The 17,554-nt window shown below is 58.4% G+C and carries 13 protein-coding genes and 1 pseudogene; 7 read left to right on the forward strand and 7 right to left on the reverse strand.

Features of this window, described 5'->3' with window-relative positions:
* Positions 1-125: 125 nt before the first annotated feature.
* From rlmH to G3A56_RS11930, 5 genes are all read left to right on the forward strand, one after another.
* Complete coding sequence (rlmH, locus tag G3A56_RS11910) at positions 126-608, forward strand: 23S rRNA (pseudouridine(1915)-N(3))-methyltransferase RlmH (RefSeq protein WP_082183218.1); 483 nt, start codon at positions 126-128, stop codon at positions 606-608.
* A 159-nt stretch (positions 609-767) separates the two neighbouring features.
* Entirely contained in the window at positions 768-2,174 is a 1,407-nt protein-coding gene (locus G3A56_RS11915; RefSeq protein WP_082183217.1) for a murein hydrolase activator EnvC family protein, read from the forward strand.
* Positions 2,164-3,492 carry a S41 family peptidase gene (locus G3A56_RS11920; RefSeq protein ID WP_035241275.1) on the forward strand — a complete coding sequence of 443 codons (1,329 nt, stop codon included), beginning with the start codon at positions 2,164-2,166 and terminating at the stop codon, positions 3,490-3,492. The genes G3A56_RS11915 and G3A56_RS11920 overlap by 11 nt, the downstream gene beginning before the upstream one ends.
* Before the next feature lie 63 nt (positions 3,493-3,555).
* Positions 3,556-4,752 carry a divergent polysaccharide deacetylase family protein gene (locus G3A56_RS11925; protein ID WP_082183216.1) on the forward strand — a complete coding sequence of 399 codons (1,197 nt, stop codon included), beginning with the start codon at positions 3,556-3,558 and terminating at the stop codon, positions 4,750-4,752.
* A 57-nt stretch (positions 4,753-4,809) separates the two neighbouring features.
* Entirely contained in the window at positions 4,810-5,322 is a 513-nt protein-coding gene (locus tag G3A56_RS11930; protein ID WP_082183214.1) for an RNA pyrophosphohydrolase, read from the forward strand.
* 45 nt (positions 5,323-5,367) lie between these two features.
* On the opposite strand, the gene bfr is transcribed toward G3A56_RS11930, so the two are convergent.
* The 4 genes from bfr to G3A56_RS11950 form a co-directional block, all read right to left on the reverse strand.
* Positions 5,368-5,853 (reverse strand): bacterioferritin, encoded by a 486-nt coding sequence (bfr, locus tag G3A56_RS11935; RefSeq protein WP_035241272.1) that lies wholly within the window; start codon positions 5,851-5,853, stop codon positions 5,368-5,370.
* Positions 5,819-6,130, reverse strand: coding sequence for a (2Fe-2S)-binding protein (locus tag G3A56_RS11940; RefSeq protein WP_080600126.1), 312 nt, complete (start codon positions 6,128-6,130; stop codon positions 5,819-5,821). Before G3A56_RS11940 ends, bfr begins: the two co-directional genes overlap by 35 nt.
* A 266-nt stretch (positions 6,131-6,396) precedes the next feature.
* The gene (gene phbB, locus G3A56_RS11945) at positions 6,397-7,122 is read right to left on the reverse strand and encodes an acetoacetyl-CoA reductase (protein WP_035241927.1); all 726 of its coding nucleotides are present in this window, start codon (positions 7,120-7,122) and stop codon (positions 6,397-6,399) included.
* Between the two features lie 169 nt (positions 7,123-7,291).
* Positions 7,292-8,473, reverse strand: a complete 1,182-nt coding sequence (locus tag G3A56_RS11950; RefSeq protein ID WP_082183213.1) for an acetyl-CoA C-acetyltransferase — start codon at positions 8,471-8,473, stop codon at positions 7,292-7,294.
* Positions 8,474-8,716: 243 nt separating this feature from the next.
* Here G3A56_RS11950 and phaR point away from each other — a divergent pair, with 243 nt between their 5' ends.
* Positions 8,717-9,292 carry a polyhydroxyalkanoate synthesis repressor PhaR gene (gene phaR, locus G3A56_RS11955; protein WP_164056389.1) on the forward strand — a complete coding sequence of 192 codons (576 nt, stop codon included), beginning with the start codon at positions 8,717-8,719 and terminating at the stop codon, positions 9,290-9,292.
* Positions 9,293-9,472: 180 nt separating this feature from the next.
* Here phaR and G3A56_RS11960 read toward each other — a convergent pair whose 3' ends face one another.
* A complete protein-coding gene (locus G3A56_RS11960) occupies positions 9,473-10,849 on the reverse strand; it encodes an MFS transporter (RefSeq protein ID WP_082183210.1) in 1,377 nt (458 codons plus the stop codon).
* 109 nt (positions 10,850-10,958) lie between these two features.
* Positions 10,959-15,718 (reverse strand): annotated as a pseudogene (locus G3A56_RS11965) (NAD-glutamate dehydrogenase).
* Positions 15,719-16,259: 541 nt separating this feature from the next.
* Here G3A56_RS11965 and G3A56_RS11970 point away from each other — a divergent pair.
* On the forward strand, positions 16,260-16,829 hold the full coding sequence (locus G3A56_RS11970) for a CarD family transcriptional regulator (RefSeq protein WP_003492641.1): 570 nt from the start codon (positions 16,260-16,262) through the stop codon (positions 16,827-16,829).
* A 62-nt stretch (positions 16,830-16,891) separates the two neighbouring features.
* On the opposite strand, the gene G3A56_RS11975 is transcribed toward G3A56_RS11970, so the two are convergent.
* Positions 16,892-17,440, reverse strand: a complete 549-nt coding sequence (locus tag G3A56_RS11975; RefSeq protein ID WP_167373884.1) for a L,D-transpeptidase family protein — start codon at positions 17,438-17,440, stop codon at positions 16,892-16,894.
* Positions 17,441-17,554: the final 114 nt, after the last annotated feature.

A 17,554-nucleotide genomic window follows, 5' to 3' on the forward strand; every position in this document is an offset into this window, starting at 1 on the left:
CCCGACTATCTCGTTTGATGTCGGGCCGGTGCGTCTGGCCGGAAAGCGAACCGGCCGCATAGGAATCCGCAGTCTATGCTGTTAAGAGCGTGACCCTGTTGGGTCACGACGAATGCAGGTTTGCGATGCGGATTTCGATTTTTGCGGTGGGGCGGCTTAAATCCGGCCCGGAGAAGGATCTTGCGACCCGTTATATAGAGCGTCTCGCCAAGACCGGCCCGGCGATCGGGCTGGAGTTTTCGCGGGTGATCGAGGTCGCGGAAAGCCGGGCGTCGAATGCCGAGACACGCAAGCGCGAAGAAGCGGCGATGCTCGAAAAACACCTAGGGGACGGGGCGGTTCTCGTGCTTCTGGACGAGCGCGGCAAAGCGCTGGACAGTCCGGGTTTTGCGACATTTTTTGGTGATTTGCGCGATAGCGGCAAGCGTGACCTCGTGATCGCGATCGGTGGCGCCGATGGTCTTGATCCGGCCCTTTACGACAGGGCGGCGGCCGTTCTCAATCTCGGCAAGCTCACATGGCCGCATCAGATCGTTCGCATTTTGATCGCCGAGCAGCTTTACCGCGCCGTCACTATTCTTTCCGGTCATCCATACCATCGCGTTTGAGCAGGTTCCGGACACGGAAAATTGTCTCAATTTCAACATGAAGCTTCGCGAGACGGAAAGGCGTGGCGGCTCTGCCCACAGCCTCTTTCGGGCCTCTTGGAAGATTGCGGCAAAATCCCTAATATCGGCGCTCCTGCTTCGGCATCAAAGAAAGTTCAAATGGACAAGAGGTTTCAACGAAAACGGCACGCTGCCCTTGCGGGCGCGGTTTTCGCTGTCTTGTCGATCGGGACTTTTCCGGTCGATTTCGCTTTTTCGCGCGACGATGCCGGTGCCGTTCCAGTGGAGAATGGCGATTCCTCACCTGAGGCGCTTCAGACGCTGGAAAAGCGTCGTGATCAGAACCGGCAGGATCTGGAGGAGCTGGTCGACAGCATAGGCCTTTCCGAAGACAAGACCCGCACTCTTCAGGAAAGCATCGCTTCGCTTAATCAGGATAGCGCCCGCATCCGGGAGGAGCTGATCGCATCGGCTGCCCGGCGCAAGGCGCTGGAAACCAAGATCAGCGATGGCGAGGATCGTCTGGCGAAGCTTTCGGTTCGCGAGGACGGCGTCAAGGCTTCCTTGCGGGAGAGACGCGGCGTGCTTGCCGAGGTTCTGGCTGCGCTGCAGCGCATGGGCAGAAATCCGCCGCCTGCCCTTCTTGTCTCACCGGAAGATGCGCTCGCTTCGGTGCGCAGCGCCATTCTTCTCGGCGCGGTCGTTCCAGGCATTCGGGGTGAAACCGACAAGCTGGTTTCCGCTCTCAAAGAATTGACCGATCTCAGGCAGGCAATCGCTCGCGAAAAGGACGATCTTACGGGTATGATGACGGCAAGTCTGGAAGAGGAAAAACGCCTCGACCTGCTGCTGGCCGAAAACGGCCGTAGAAATTCCCAGACGGCGGCGGCGCTGGAGGCGGAACGCAAGCGATCCGAGGAACTTGCGAGCAAGGCCACCAGCCTTGAAGGGCTGGTGAGTTCGCTCGAAGGCGAGATTACTTCGGTACGGGAAGCGATGGAAAAGGCGCGTGCGGAAGAGCAGCGCATTGCCCGTCTTTCCGAGGCGGAACGCGAAAAAGGGCGTGCCGCGGCCGAGGCGGGAATGCCCGATAAAAACCGTATTGCCCCCGCATATCCCTTCGCAAGTTTGAAGGGAAAGCTGGAGGTTCCGGTTGCGGGCGAGGTGCTTCGGCGCTTTGGCGATGCTGATGGTACGGGCCACTTTTCCAAGGGAATTGTCGTCGCGAGTGGACCGGAAGCCATCGTGACGGCGCCTGCAGACGGCTTTGTGGTGTTTGCCGGAGATTTTCGCAGTTACGGCCGAATGATCATCCTCAATACGGGTGATGGATATCATGTGGTGATGACGGGCATGGACAATGTGAGGACGCGGCAGGGAATGTTTGTGTTCTCCGGAGAGCCCATCGCCTCCATGGGTGCAAAAAGAGTAGCGAGTGCAGCAGCATTGGCGCTGGAAACCGACAGGCCAACGCTCTACATTGAGTTCAGGAAAGATGGTGTGCCGGTTGATTCCCAACCGTGGTGGACCGCAAAAAATACCGGAAGGGCGCACAATGATTCGTAAGGTTTCGCTTCTCCTTATCGGTGGGCTTATGGGCGCCACGGCGATGAGCGTGATTTATTCGGCGAGCATGCCGGCACAGGCGGCCGGGCCTTCGACCTATAAGGAATTGTCGATCTTTGGCGACGTGTTCGAGCGTGTGCGTGCACAATATGTGACGCCGCCGGATGACGAGAAGCTGGTGGAAAATGCCATCAACGGCATGCTGAGCTCGCTCGATCCGCATTCGAGCTTCATGAATGCCAAGGATGCCAACGATATGCGCACCCAGACAAAGGGTGAGTTTGGCGGTCTCGGCATCGAAGTGACCATGGAAAACGAGCTGGTCAAGGTCATCACGCCGATCGACGACACGCCGGCTTCCCGCGCGGGCATTCTCTCCGGCGACTTCATTTCCGAAATTGACGGTACGCCGGTTCGCGGCCTGAAGCTGGAGCAGGCGGTCGAAAAGATGCGCGGCGCGGTCAAGACGCCGATCAAGCTGACGATCATCCGTCAGGGCGCCGACAAGCCGCTCGAATTCACCGTCATGCGTGATGTCATTGCCGTTCGTGCGGTGAAGTCTCGCGTCGAGGGCGACAATGTCGGTTATCTGCGCGTCATCTCCTTTACCGAGAAGACCTATGACGATCTCGAAAAGGCGATCAAGAAGATCAAGGCGGATGTGCCGGCCGACAAGCTGAAGGGCTATGTGCTCGACCTGCGTCTCAACCCGGGTGGTCTGCTCGATCAGGCGATCAATGTCTCGGACGCTTTCCTTGAGCGTGGCGAAGTCGTTTCGACCCGTGGCCGCAACCCGGACGAGACCCGTCGCTTCAATGCGACGGCAGGCGATCTGACCGACGGCAAGCCGGTAATCGTGCTCGTCAACGGTGGTTCTGCTTCGGCCTCTGAAATCGTCGCCGGTGCGCTGCAGGATCTGCGTCGCGCGACCGTGGTCGGCACCCGCTCCTTCGGCAAGGGTTCTGTCCAGACGATCATTCCGCTCGGCGAGGCCGGTGCGCTGCGCCTGACCACGGCGCTTTATTACACGCCGTCGGGCAAGTCGATCCAGGGTACGGGCATTACGCCTGACATCAAGGTTGAACAGCCGTTGCCGCCGGAATTGCAGGGCCGGGTGACCACCGAGGGTGAATCCAGCCTGACCGGCCACATCAAGGGACAGAGTGAAACGGACGAAGGTTCTGGTTCCTCCGCTTATGTTCCGCCGGAAGCCAAGGACGACATCCAGCTCAACTACGCGCTGGACCTGTTGCGCGGCAGCAAGACGGATCCGTCTTTCCCGCCGAACCCGGACAAGGCTGTGGTCAACAAGCAGTAAGATGGATGCGCCGGCCAGCCGGCGCATTTTCTCGATTGCCTAACCGTTTGGACGGATTTTTCATTGCCTTCGGACCTGCGAAAACCGCTTCTGGGTCGTCAGAAAAAAAGCGCCGGTATCAACCGGCGCTTTTCCGTCATTATGGTTCTGTCTGTGCTTGCTGTCCTTACACTTGGTGGGCTTTCCGTCTATACGGCGTTGTCTCCGGGCAATCTGCAGAAGACGGCGGCTGGTCCGGACACCCAACCCAAGCTCCCCGAAAATAAGCCGGAACCGGCGGCGACCGATGCCGGACCCCGCGATACCGCTGGTCTCCAGCCGGAAAGCGGACGCTCCGGCGCCAATATCAATCGGGCGACGATGCCGGACGGCAATGTCGTGTCGGTCTATTCTCCCCGCCCCCGGGACAGCGACGGACCCGTGTTGATGAGCGGCCAGACCTATGGTCAGGATCCGCGCATGGCCACGCGGCCTAATGATGCGTTGCTGGAAGAGACCGCCTTTGGCCGGCTGCCGGTCGTCGGTGCCGATGGGTTGCGGCCGATGGAGCAATATGCCCGGCCGTGGTCCGGCGCACGTGGCACCCGGGTGGCGATCGTGGTCGGCGGTCTCGGCCTCAGCCAGACGGGATCGCAAAAGGCGATCCGGGAATTGCCACCGGAGGTGACGCTCGGTTTCGCCGCCAGCGGCAACAGCCTGCAGCGCTGGATGCAGGAGGCGCGCCGTCAGGGTCATGAAATCCTTCTTCAGATACCGCTGGAGCCCTTCGGTTATCCCGGCACCAATCCCGGCCCGGATACGCTGCTGGCGGGCGATCCTGCCAAGGTCAACATGGACCGGCTGCACCGCTCCATGGCAAAAATCACCAATTATACCGGCGTCATGAATTATCTCGGCGGGCGCTTTCTTTCCGAACAGGCGGCGCTGGAGCCGGTGATGCGCGACATCGGCAAGCGCGGGCTGCTTTTTCTGGATGACGCCTCATCGGCGCAGTCGCTGAGCGGCGGGATCGCCAAGGCCATCTCCGCGCCGCAGGGTTTTGCCGATGTGCTGCTTGACGGCGAAGTGATCGAGGCCTCCATCCTGCGCAAGCTGGATGAGCTGGAGCGGATTGCGCGCCGCAACGGTCAGGCAATCGGTGTGGCGTCAGCTTTCGACGAAAGCATTGCCGCCATCTCGAAATGGTCGCGGGAAGCCGGTGGACGCGGTATCGAGATCGTCGGCGTTTCTGCGCTTGTTTCGCAGCAGGCGGGGCAGTAAACCTTGTGCGCGGCAATTTTCCGCGCCTTTTAGGCGCCCAGACAGTGCGGGTTTCCAATGACAATCAAAGCAGAAGATTTGCCTTACCGTCCCTGCGCGGGGATGATGGTTCTGAACGCCGAAGGCCTGGTCTGGGCCGGCCGGCGCATCAGTGAAGGTAACTCCGAATATGACGGGTCACCGCAATTGTGGCAGATGCCGCAAGGCGGTATCGACGACGGCGAGCGGCCTTTAACAGCCGCCATTCGCGAACTCTATGAAGAGACGGGCATGACATCGGTGACGTTGCTGGCGGAAGCCAGCGACTGGATTCACTATGATCTGCCGCCCGAACTGATCGGCATCGGTCTCAGAGGCAAATATCGCGGGCAGGCGCAACGCTGGTTTGCGTTTCGTTTCGATGGCGACGAAAGCGAAATCCAGATCGATCCGCCGCCGACCGGGCATACGGCTGAATTTGACGCCTGGGGCTGGAAACCGATGGAAAGCCTTCCCGAGCTGATCGTGCCGTTCAAGCGTGGGGTCTATGAGAAGGTGGTTGCGGAGTTCCGGCATCTCTCCGGCAAATAAAAAAGGCGGCCGTTGGCCGCCTTTTCCTTAGTCCATTGTGAGAGCTTATTCCGCTTCGTTGGCGGAATCGGCGTTGAGCTGGCCGTATTTTTCCTGGCCGATCTTGCCGAGCAGTTCGAGCTGGGTTTCGAGGAAGTCGATATGGCCTTCCTCGTCGATCAGCAGGGTTTCGAACAGCTTCATGGAGACATAGTCTCCGGCCTCGTGACAGATATCACGCGATTTCTTGTAGGAGGTGCGGGCGTCGTATTCGCCGGCGAGATCTGCTTCCAGCACTTCCTTGACGTTCTGGCCGATGCGCAGCGGAGCCAGGGTCTGAAGGTTGGGATGGCCTTCGAGGAAAATGATACGATCAATGATCTTGTCGGCGTGCTGCATCTCTTCGATGGATTCCGCACGCTCTTTCTTCGCGAGCTTGGTGTAACCCCAATCGTTCAGAAGCCGGTAGTGAAGCCAATATTGGTTTACTGCACCGAGTTCGAGGAATAGGGCCTCGTTAAGCCGCTCGATGACTTTTTTGTCGCCTTTCAATGTCCGCTCTCCTGTTCTCTTCATGGAATCGCTTCAAGCGGGACATAAAATCAAAAACATCGGCCTCAGTCGAGTGGCGACGGGCGTGATATTCTTCCGTGGTTTTGATGATCAGGTCGACAACGGTGGGAAAACAGCCGCAGCAACGGCCGCGCTTTTCCATGGCATGATACACTTTTGCAGGAACGATCAACTGCCAACAGTCTTCATCCAGGAGCTCGTTGATGACGTCCCGGATATCGTGATCGGTGATGTAATTGCAGCTGCAAACCAGCATGATGAACTGCCTGTATGACGCAACACGTTGTTTTAGTTCTTAAACCAAAACAGGACACCTACTGTCAAGAAAAACATCCCGCCTGATGGCCTCCAGTTTTCTAGACTCATTCTAAACTATACAAAAACTATCGTGTTTTCATTGGTTTAGCATTTTCATCATTGAGGTATTTTACATTCAAGTTTTTGTGCTTCGCAAAAACGCAAACGCTATTATCACGAAAAGTTTACTGCATTCGGCCGGTCCGGAGGCCGTGGTAATCCTTATCAGGCGAAATATTGCCCGCCATTGGCGGTCATCGTGGAGCCGGTGATGAAGCCGGCCTCGTCGGACACCAGGAAGAGGACGCAGCGTGCGATTTCCTCCGGTTCGCCTAGTCGCCCAACGGGAATCTGCGGCACAATCCGTTCGGCCAGCACTTTCTCCGGTATCGCTCTCACCATCTCCGTGCCGATATAGCCGGGGCAGATCGCGTTGACGGTGATGTTGCGGCTGGCACCTTCCTGGGCAAGCGCCTTGGTGAAGCCGATATCGCCGGCCTTCGAAGCGGAATAGTTCGCCTGGCCGGCCTGGCCCTTCTGGCCGTTGATCGAGGATATATTGACGATGCGCCCAAAGCCGCGGTCGCGCATGCCCGGCCAGACGGGATGCGTCATGTTGAAGACGCCGGTGAGATTGGTGTCGATCACCTCGCGCCATTGCTGCGGCGACATCTTGTGAAACATGGCATCGCGGGTGATGCCGGCATTGTTGACGAGGACCTCAACGGGACCGAGGGTTTCTTCCACCTTCGCTATGCCGTTCACGCAGGCGTCGTAGTCGCGCACATCCCACTGAAATGCCGGAATGCCGGTGTCTTTCTGGAATGCTTCCGCCCTGTCCGTCGTGAAGGCATAATTGACGGCGACCCGGTAACCGGCCGCCTGCAAGGCGCGGGCGATTGCAGCGCCGATGCCGCTCGTTCCACCCGAAATCAACGCAACCCGGCTCATATCGGCCTCCATGACCTGTCACTGAAGCGCCTGCATATGCGCGGATGCTTCAATCCTGCTCAACTTTTTTGTCGTGCTCAACGGCCATAGAAATGCGGCCAATGGGAGGCCGCTTCTACCCTATTGTTCGCCGAACCGGAATTGCTTTTTGGAAGCCGCGTTGCTGCCGTCAGAGCGCCTCGATGCACATGGCGACACCCATGCCGCCGCCGATACAAAGCGTTGCGAGACCCTTCGATACGTTGCGGCGGCGCATCTCGAAAATCAATGTATTGAGGACACGTGCGCCGGAAGCGCCAATCGGATGGCCGATGGCAATGGCCCCGCCGTTGACGTTGACGATATCAGGATCGAGGCCCAGTTCGCGCACCACGGCGCAGGACTGGGCGGCAAAGGCTTCGTTGGCTTCCACAAGGCCGATATCGTTTATCGACCAGCCGGCCTTGGCGAGCGCCTTGCGGGAGGCGGGGATGGGGCCCGTGCCCATGATCTGCGGATCGACGCCCGCCGTTGCCCAGGAGACGATACGCGCCAGAGGCTGGATGCCGCGCTTTGCAGCTTCCTGCTCCGACATCAACAGTGTGGCGGCTGCGCCGTCATTCAGGCCGGAGGCATTGCCGGCCGTGACGGTGCCTTCCTTGTCGAAGGCGGGGCGCAGCTTGGCCATGGTTTCCAGCGAAGCGCCATGACGGATATGTTCGTCCGCATCGATGACGATATCGGCCTTGCGGCCTTTTACCGTGAAGGCCACGATCTCGTCCGTAAAGCGTCCGGCGTTCTGTGCCGCTTCGGCCTTGTTTTGCGATGCGACGGCGAACTGGTCCTGTTCATCGCGAGAGAGCTGCCATTGGCGGGCGATGTTTTCGGCGGTAATGCCCATGTGGTAACCATAAAAGGCGTCGGTCAGGCCGTCTTTCAGCATGGTGTCGATCATCTTGAAATCGCCCATCTTCACGCCGCCGCGCAGATGCGCGCAATGGGGAGCCATGGACATGGATTCCTGCCCGCCGGCAATGACGATGGCTGCGTCGCCTGTCACGATCTGCTGCATGCCGAGGGCAACGGCGCGCAGGCCCGAACCGCAGAGCTGATTGAGGCCGAAGGCGGTTGCTTCCTGAGGGATACCGGCCTTCATCGCCGCCTGTCGTGCCGGGTTCTGCCCCTCACCTGCGGTGAGGACCTGTCCAAGGATGACTTCATCGATTTCACCTGCCGCAACACCGGCGCGTTCCAGCACCGCGTTGATGACGGTTGCCCCAAGTTCATGGGCGGGCGTATTGGCGAAATGGCCATTAAAAGAACCGACGGCGGTGCGGGCGGCGCTGGCAATCACGATTGAAGGCAGGGACATCTATTTTCTCCTCACAAGCGGGCGGAGACTGGCAAAGCTTTCAATGCAAGTCAAATGCCGAAAGTTGCTTTAAAAGATGTTGCTAAATCACGCTGGAATCTTGCGAAAAATTGCTGCGCAAAAAACAAACTGTTGCGATGCACAAAACATTTGTCAGAGGGCTTGTTTTGCGCATACACTTTGCAGCGGGAAGAGCAATAACACCAAAAAACAAAAAAATACCATCATCGCGAGGAGGCGGGCATGGCGAAACACGACGGCGAAACAATCATTAAAAAATATGCCAACCGGCGGCTCTACAATACCGGAACCAGCACCTATGTGACGCTCGACGATCTGGCGCAGATGGTCAAGCGCGGCGAGGATTTCAAGGTTCAGGACGCCAAGTCCTCCGAAGACATTACCCATGCGGTGCTGACGCAGATCATCGTCGAGCAGGAGGCCAAAACCGGCAATACGCTGCTGCCCACGGCGTTTCTGCGGCAATTGATCTCCTATTATGGCGATCAGATGCAGATGGTCGTGCCGACCTTCCTCGAACATTCGATGAAGACCTTCTCCGATCAGCAGAGCCAGATGCAGGAACATATGGCCAAGGCCTTCGGCGATGGTTCGATCGCCCGCAATTTTCAGGCGCCATTGCAGATGATGGAAGAGCAGATCCGTCGTAATACGGAACTGTTCCGGCAGGCGATGCAGGACTTCACGCCTTTCGCAATGCCGCAGGCGCCCAAGGAAACCCGCAAGCCGAACGCATCCGAGATCGATGAGCTGAAGGCGCAGCTGCGCGCATTGCAGCAAAAACTCGACCAGCTCTGATGAAGGCCGTGGCATTCAGAAGCGGTGCGCTTCGCTTGCCTATATCCGCGATGCAGCTTCCAGCTTGCTGACCAAGGTGTTCAGACCTCTCCTCCGTCGTCCTCGGGTCAAGTCCGAGGATGACATCGAATATGCGGAGCGATTTGTCATCACTCGCGCGTCTTATAAGTTTGAGGTTCTTCAGTTTGCGGCCCGCTCCGGCACACGCAGCAACAGCAGAAATCCAGCCCCCAGGAACAGGATGAGCGTGGCCATGCCGATATGGGCGGAGCCGCTCATATAGGTTGCTATTGAAAAGGACAGTGTCGCCATGAAGCTGGTAGCGCGACCGGAGAGCGCATAGATGCCGAAATAACGGCCCGCTTCTGCCACTGTAATATTGCGGGCGAGATAAGACCGCGACGAGGCCTGGACGGGGCCGAAGGCAAGGCCGATCAATACGCCATAAAGCAGATAGGCCTTTTCCGCGCCGGTGGCGAATATGCCGCCATTGTCTGCAGTCGATAATTGAATCCAGCCGAACAGGGTCGAGCCCTTTTCCGTGGAGACGATGCCGAGTGTGGCCAGCAGCAGGAGCACCAGACTGATGAGGATGGTGATACGCGAACCGAGTTTCTGATCGACGCGTCCGGCCGCAAAGCAGCCTGCGATGGCGACGACATTGAGGAGAATGCCGAAGAGGCCGATTTCCATTGTCGCCCAGCCGAACATGCCGGCGGCGAAGGCTCCCCCCAGAATGAGCACACCATTGACGCCGTCCTGATACAGCATGCGGGCGATGAGAAACCGCAGCAACACAGGGCGATAGCGAAGCTCGCGCAGCGTTGTTCTGAGCTCTGAAAGGCCCGAGCGGATTGCCGCCGCGAAAGGCAGGCCCTTGTCTGCATCAGGGGTCAAGAGGAACATCGGTAAAATGAAGATGAGATACCAGAGTGCGGCAAGCGGGCCGGTTATTCTGGCATCCTCGCCAGTTGCCGGGTCGAGGCCGAAAAGCGGTTTGATACCGGCGATGGTCAGCCCTGTCTGCGGGTTGGCGGCCAGAAGCGTAACTACGGCGATCAACACCACCATGCCGCCGAGATAACCCAGCCCCCAGGCAAGGTTGGAAATGCGTCCGACATTTTGCGGATTGGTGAGCCGCGGCATCATGGAATCGTTGAAGACGATCGAAAATTCCGCGGCGATGGAGGCGAGGATCATGCAGACGATCGGCAGGATGAGCGGTGAGCCCGGTGCTGCGAACCAAAGGAAAAATAGGCTGACGATCTTGATGACGGCAAAAAAAGCGATCCATGGCTTTCTTGCACCGGATTGGTCAGCGATGGAGCCGAGGATGGGGGAGAAGAGGGCGATGATGATTGAGGAGACCGTCGCCATGTTGCTCCATGTCGCCTGCGCCGCAATCGGATCATCGGTGAGGCGGGCAACGAAATAGGGGCCGAAAACGAAAGTCGTAACAACTGTAAAGAAGGGCTGCGCCGCCCAGTCGAACATGACCCAACCCCAGATGCCGCGTTTCGCAACCACTGTTTCCGCATTCGGGGTGGGGACAGTCATTCATCGTCCTATCGGATATCAGGGGAGGATAGAAGGTGGCATGCCGGCGCATCGTGGCATCTATCGCCATCCGGGCCAAGAACCCGGATGGCGTTTTTCGGATGGTCGATCAGCGTGTCTGAACGATATCGCCAAGCAGTCCCGCTGCCACGGTCAGGCGAGCGAGGTTGGTATCACCGCTTTCACTGAGCGCGCCGAGTTCCGAGACGATACGGTTGACGCGTACACGGTCAGCCGCATACCAGGCCTGAACCGGATCCTTCTCCTTCGCATGTTCGGTAAGCGCCGAGATGACGATCCGGCGTCTCGACAGGGCGATCTGGTCCTGGCTGCGCAGGAGAGCCAGACTCTCATAATGATCGGCCGGTGTGATGCGCTGGCTGGCGTCCAGCAGACGCGCGACACGGAAGGTAGAGGAGACGGTGGCGTAGCTTTCGGCGGCGCGGGCGAGCGTGGTGCCTGCACTTTCGGCGATGCGCATGATCTCCGGCACGTAGACGAGCAGGGAAAGCGTATCCAGTTCCTCCAGAAGACCGGCAGGAACACCGTCAATTTCCGTGACGCCAAGCTCGCGGCGATATTTCGCCGCCGCCGGCGACAGCGTCTTGATCGCGGTTTTCAGACGTTCGATCTCGGTCGCCATGTCTCCCGTCGCAGCACCTGCGCTTCCGGTTTGCAGATAGAGCCTGCTTGCGTCCGAGAAGATGCGGGTGATCGTGGCATAAAGCCCGTTCTGGACTTCTCCACCGATCTTTCCGTCAAGCGCATCGACCTCGCTCCACAGACGCTTGAGACCGAAACCATCCTCGACGATCACCGCCGCCTTGACGACATCGGCCGACAGGAGGCCGCTCGCATCCGCGAGTTTCTGCACAAAGCCCGGGCCGCCGCGGTTGACCACGGCATTGGCGAGTGCCGTTGCCACGATTTCGCGGTGCAGGCGATGCGCCTTGATATCGTCCGCATAGTTCTTCTGCATCTTGGCCGGGAAGTAATCGGCAAGAAGATGCTGGAGATAGGGTTCATCGGGAAGCGGGCTTGCCACCAATGCGTCAAACAGGGTCAGCTTGGCATAGGACAGAAGCACGCCGATTTCCGGCCGGGTCAGCGGCTTGCCGGTGGCGTATCTTTCGCTGAGTTCGGCATTGCTCGGCAGGGTTTCGACCTTGCGGTTCAGTTGCCCGGTTGCCTCCAGCGCGCTCATCAGGCGGCCGAGTTCCTCGCGGTTTGCAAGCCCAAGCCGTTCCGTGAGCGAGATCGCCAGCGATTGCAGGTAGTTGTTGCGCAGCACCAGCTGCGCCACTTCCGGCGTCATGGAGGCGAGAAGCTGGTTGCGCTTCGGCATCGTCAGGCGACCGCTGTTGACGGCGGAGGCGAGCGCGATCTTGATATTGACCTCGACGTCGGAGGAGTTCACGCCGGCCGAGTTGTCGATGGCGTCGGAATTGCAACGTCCACCCGCCAGCGCATAGGCGATGCGGCCCTTCTGGGTGATGCCCAGATTGGCGCCTTCGCCGATGACCTTGGCGCGTAGCTCCGTGGCGTTGACGCGGATGGGGTCGTTCGCCCTGTCACCCACCTCGGCATTGGTTTCCACCGCCGCCTTGATGTAGGTGCCGATGCCGCCGAACCACAGAAGATCGGTCGGCGCCTTCAAAATGGCGGTCATGATCTCGAAGGGCGTGGCGACGGATTTGTCGATGCCGATGGCAGCGACGGCTTCCGGTGTCAGCGTCACCGATTTTTCGGAACGCGAGATGATCATCGCGCCACCGGAAAGCGTCGAGCGGTCGTAATCCTGCCAGCTGGAACGCGGCAGTTCGAAAAGCCGCTTGCGCTCGGCAAAGGATTTGTCGGTATGGGGATCCGGATCGATGAAGATGTCGCGGTGATCGAAGGCGGCAATCAGCCTGATCTTTTCCGACAGCAGCATGCCGTTGCCGAAAACGTCGCCGGACATGTCGCCCACACCCGCCACCGTGAAGGGCGTGGTCTGGATGTCGGTATTCATTTCGCGGAAATGACGTTTTACCGTTTCCCAGGCACCGCGTGCGGTAATGCCCATCTTCTTGTGGTCGTAACCGGCGGAACCGCCCGATGCGAAGGCATCGTCCAGCCAGAAGCCGGCGTCGTGGGCAAGGCCGTTTGCCGTATCGGAGAAGGTTGCCGTTCCCTTGTCGGCAGCGACGACGAAATAGGGGTCGTCACCATCCAGCCGCAGCGTATCGGCCGGCGGCACGATGGCGTCATCGACGATATTGTCGGTGATGGAAAGGAGGGTCCGGATATAGGTCTTGTAGGCTTCGCGGCCGGCATTGAAGACTTCGTCGCGGGAGCCGCCAACAGGCAGGTTCTTCGGGAAGAAGCCGCCCTTGGCGCCGACCGGTACGATCACCGCGTTCTTGACCTGCTGCGCCTTAACGAGACCGAGCACTTCGGTGCGGTAATCCTGGCCGCGATCCGACCAGCGCAGACCGCCGCGCGCGACCTTGCCGAAGCGAAGGTGGACGCCTTCGACCTCGGTTCCATAAACGAAGATTTCACGGAAGGGGCGCGGATCCGGCAGGCCGTCCAGATGTTTGGGATCGAACTTGAACGCCAACAGGTCACGCGGCGTGCCGTCGGCATTTTTCTGGAAGTAGTTGGTGCGAAGCGTTGCGTCGATGGCGTTGACGTAGCGCCTGAGCGTGCGGTCCTCATCGAGATTGGGCACGCCGCTCAATGCAGATTCGATGGCCTTGTGTATTTCAGCGAGTTTCTTCAGCCGTTTCTTCTCTTCGATGGACGGATCGAAGCCCGCCTTGAACAGCGCGAAAATGTTCCGGGAAATGGCCGGATATTTGAAGAGTGTTTCGGAAATATGCTCCTGCGAATAGACAATGCCGGTCTGGCGCAGATAGCGGGCATAAGCGCGCAGCACGGAGACTTCACGCACGGTGAGGCCGCAGGCGAGGATCAGCCGGTTGAAGTTGTCATTATCGACCTTGCCCGAGAAGGCGGCGAGGAAGGCCTCTTCCAGTTTCGGCCCGTAATGTGGCAGATCAAGCGTCGTGCCGGCCGCGACGGATAGTTCCATGTCATGCAGCACGATATCGCGCTTTTCGCCATCCGAAACGACGCCGATGTCGAAGGTGCGCTCGCTGATGACGTTGAAGCCGAGATTTTCGAGCAGGGGCACGCGGCGCGAGAGCGGCAGGTGCCCGTCGCGATGGAATATCTTCAGCGAAAGTGTCTCGGCCGACTGGCCTTCCTGCTGGTAGAATTCAATGCGGACAGGCTCGCCTTTGACGGCGGCCAGAATATCCGTCATGTCGCCGATCGCCTCTTCCGGCGTGAAGGCTTCCTGATAGGCCTGATCCACATCCAGCACGGGCGCACCCGGTTCGGAAAGCGCGATGAAGTGGTCTATCCAGCGCGCCGCTATATCGCTGACGGCATCTTCCAGCCTGTCCTGCGCAATGCGCGGTGTCTTGCCTTCCGTGCGGCCGACGATGAAGTGAACGCGGGCGACCGCGCCTTCGGGAAGGCGGGATAATAGGCGGAAATATGCCCGTCATAGACCTTGCTCAGATAGTCGCCGATCTTCTCGCGCACATAGGAATTGTATTCCTCGCGCGGCACGAAGATGATGGCGGAAACGAAGCGGTCGAAACGGTCGATGCGGGCGAGGACGCGGACGCGCGGGCGGTCGCTCAGTTCCATGATCTGCTCGATGAAGCGGATCAGCAGATCCGTCTCGATCTGGAAGAGATCGTCACGGGGATAGGCTTCCAGCGTGTTCTGCAGGATGCGGCCGGAGTGGCTGTTCGGATCAAAACCGAAATGCCGCTCGACATCCGCGACCTTGGCGCGCAGCAGCGGTATCTGCTTGACCGAACGCGTATAGGCGGTGGCGGTGAACAGGCCGACGATACGCAATTCACCGATGACATTGCCGTCCTCGTCGAAGCGCTTGATGCCGATATAGTCCATGTAAGCGCGGCGATGCACGATGGACTTCACATTCGCCTTGGTGACGATGAGGAAATCGGGGCCATCGAGGAAGGCAAGGATTTCAGGGGTCGTCGTCACTGCGTTCTTGCCAAGGCGCAGGACGCGCACATCCGGATCGCTCAAGCTGCCGAGGCCGACGCCGTCACCGCGTTCGATCTTCGCGTTCTTTCCCTTGCCGGAATAGGTGTAGTCGCGCATGCCGAGGAAGGTGAAATTGTCGTTGCGAAGCCAGTTGAGAAACTCGACGGCTTCCGCACGCTCGGTCTTGCGCCGCGAGGAGCCGCGCTTCGACAGTTCGTCGAGCGCCTCGTCGAGCTTCGCCAGCATCGGCCGCCAGTCGCGGTAGGCGGACTGGACCTGCGTCAGCACGAAGCGCAACCTGTCTTCCAGCGCTGTTGCCGCCTGCATCGTCAAGGGCGCGATGTGCAACTGAATGAGACTGATATTTTCGGAGGGCTCGTCATCGGGCTCTGCAAGGCGATAACCCGCCTGCGCCTTTTCGTCGCGCACCAGAATGGGGTGAACCGCAAGATAAAGGCCGCGATAGCTGCTTGTGACCTCCCCCATGACGGAATCGTAGAGGAAGGGCATGTTGCGGCCGATAATGGTCAGCACCGTTACCGGAATTTCCCGGGGGGTGACGCCTTCGACCTGGGCAATGCTGATGAGGGGCGCATCTCCGGTCCAGCGCGAAAGCGCCTCGAAACTGTGGGCAGCGCTGGCGGCCAGCATTTCTGCGGAATAATATTCTATGTCGTCCGCGCTTGCTCTTCCATAAAGAATACCCGGATCAAGAAATGGCGCATTTTCGGCAATTGCTTGCTGGCGTGCTTTTTCGATCTGTTTTTCGCGTTTTGGATTATTTCTGTAGCCCATTTGACGTGGATTCCTCCAAAAATCACACTTTAATGTAAAAAAGCACCGACAATTTGCGGATTTTGCCTTTTCATTCGAATCGGATACTGGCGTGTAATTACGAAGAGTTTAAGAGGCTTTCGTGTTTCTTCAGTCGGGATATGAAATTTTTTTGCTCTTTGTGCCGTGAAAGCCTGTCACGAAGCATTTGACAGTATTTCGGCAGACAATTTATAGGTGGTTCTTTGGCCGCCATGTGATGTTGCGGCCACGGTCGAAGCAAATTATTGATTTGTGCCTATTTTTGTGGTACACCAACGACACTGATCCACAGCGTGGCATTTGTGTGCCCAAAAACACCACGAAAGCAACACCTCTTTTGCACGCGGTTTCCGTGACATATCGAGCGTTTACGTTATCGAACCCCGCAATGCGGGAAGGTGTGTTTTTGCGTGCACGGCTGGACCAGTGCGGAGTCACCTGACGGTTCCCCCGTCTCATCAGGGCCTGACCGACCCAACCCCGGCACCTCCGGGTATGTAACAGGGAGTTTTTAGAACGAATGACGACCCAGCAGAAGAAATCTCCAGCACATCACGGTTTCAAGACCGGTGAAGCGATTGTGTATCCCGCTCATGGTGTCGGTACCATTTCTGCCATCGAGGAACAAGAAGTCGCCGGCATGAAGCTTGAGCTTTTTGTCATCGATTTCGAAAAAGACAAGATGCGTCTTAAAGTTCCCGTCGCAAAAGCCGTGAGCATCGGCATGCGCAAGCTTTCCGAAGGCGATTTTGTCGAGCGGGCGCTGAAAGTGGTGCAGGGCAAGGCGCGTGTGAAGCGTACCATGTGGTCGCGCCGCGCCCAGGAATATGATGCGAAAATCAATTCCGGCGATCTTATCGCGATTGCGGAAGTTGTGCGCGATCTTTACCGTGCGGAAAATCAGCCGGAGCAGTCCTATTCCGAGCGTCAGCTTTATGAGGCTGCTCTCGATCGCATGGCGCGTGAAATTGCCGCCGTCAACAAGATGTCTGAAACCGAGGCTGTTCGCCTGGTGGAAGTCAACCTTGCCAAGGGTCCGAAGCGCGGCAAGGCCGTCGAAGAGGACGATTCTCAGGAAGAAGCCGCGTAATCACCGGCTTTCTCCTTTTTTAAAAAAACCCGCCAAGAATGGCGGGTTTTTTTGTGCCTCATCTACAGGATGCGAATTTTCGTACCCTTGCGCATATGGGGCAGAATACGTTTCATGTCGCGGGGGTGGAGAGCAACGCAGCCGGCGGTCGGCTCGTATCCCGGGCGGATCATATGCATGAAGATTGCCGAACCGCGGTTTCGACTTCTCGATGTGATGTTCCAATCGAGCACCAAGCAGACGTCATAAAGGCCGTCCTTTCGCATCATCTCCTCGTGGCTCTGCGTGAAAGGTGCCTTGACCAGCCTGTTGTAATTGGCGCTGCGGGGTTCGTCGCACCACAGCATGGATTGCCGCGTCGGTTGCATCGGCAATGCCGTGGGGATAGCGGGGTTACGGTCGCCGCGATAAAATCCGTGCAGCAGGCGGGTGAGGGAAATGGGTGACTTTCCGTCTCCCTCGCGTTTCAGCACGGTGCGGCCATTGCGCCCGATTGCGGCGGGAAAGGTGAGATGCCCGAGCTGGACGATGGCCCGGCTTATTTTCAAGGGCGCCGGCCGAACAATGAGCGTCGATGCGCGTTTATGTTGCTTTACGGGCTGTCTGCTCATGTTTTTCACGAGATTTTGCTTTGCAGGTTATCTAACGTGAAGTCATAGCACTTCGTAATATCATGGCAATGGGTTGACCTTTTATCGGCAAACCGCTGAATTGGCTGACAATTA

Source organism: Rhizobium oryzihabitans, assembly GCF_010669145.1.
GTDB lineage: Bacteria > Pseudomonadota > Alphaproteobacteria > Rhizobiales > Rhizobiaceae > Agrobacterium > Agrobacterium oryzihabitans.

Excerpts from the sequence above, each read along its gene's own strand:
- G3A56_RS11950 (WP_082183213.1), bottom strand. The coding sequence starts at position 8,473 with ATGTCCCTGCCTTCAATCGTGATTGCCAGCGCCGCCCGCACCGCCGTC.
- G3A56_RS11915 (WP_082183217.1), top strand. The coding sequence starts at position 768 with ATGGACAAGAGGTTTCAACGAAAACGGCACGCTGCCCTTGCGGGCGCG.
- G3A56_RS11930 (WP_082183214.1), top strand. The coding sequence starts at position 4,810 with ATGACAATCAAAGCAGAAGATTTGCCTTACCGTCCCTGCGCGGGGATG.
- rlmH (WP_082183218.1), top strand. The coding sequence starts at position 126 with ATGCGGATTTCGATTTTTGCGGTGGGGCGGCTTAAATCCGGCCCGGAG.
- G3A56_RS11975 (WP_167373884.1), bottom strand. The coding sequence starts at position 17,440 with ATGAGCAGACAGCCCGTAAAGCAACATAAACGCGCATCGACGCTCATT.
- phbB (WP_035241927.1), bottom strand. The coding sequence starts at position 7,122 with ATGAGCCGGGTTGCGTTGATTTCGGGTGGAACGAGCGGCATCGGCGCT.
- G3A56_RS11960 (WP_082183210.1), bottom strand. The coding sequence starts at position 10,849 with ATGACTGTCCCCACCCCGAATGCGGAAACAGTGGTTGCGAAACGCGGC.
- phaR (WP_164056389.1), top strand. The coding sequence starts at position 8,717 with ATGGCGAAACACGACGGCGAAACAATCATTAAAAAATATGCCAACCGG.
- G3A56_RS11920 (WP_035241275.1), top strand. The coding sequence starts at position 2,164 with ATGATTCGTAAGGTTTCGCTTCTCCTTATCGGTGGGCTTATGGGCGCC.
- G3A56_RS11970 (WP_003492641.1), top strand. The coding sequence starts at position 16,260 with ATGACGACCCAGCAGAAGAAATCTCCAGCACATCACGGTTTCAAGACC.
- G3A56_RS11940 (WP_080600126.1), bottom strand. The coding sequence starts at position 6,130 with ATGCTGGTTTGCAGCTGCAATTACATCACCGATCACGATATCCGGGAC.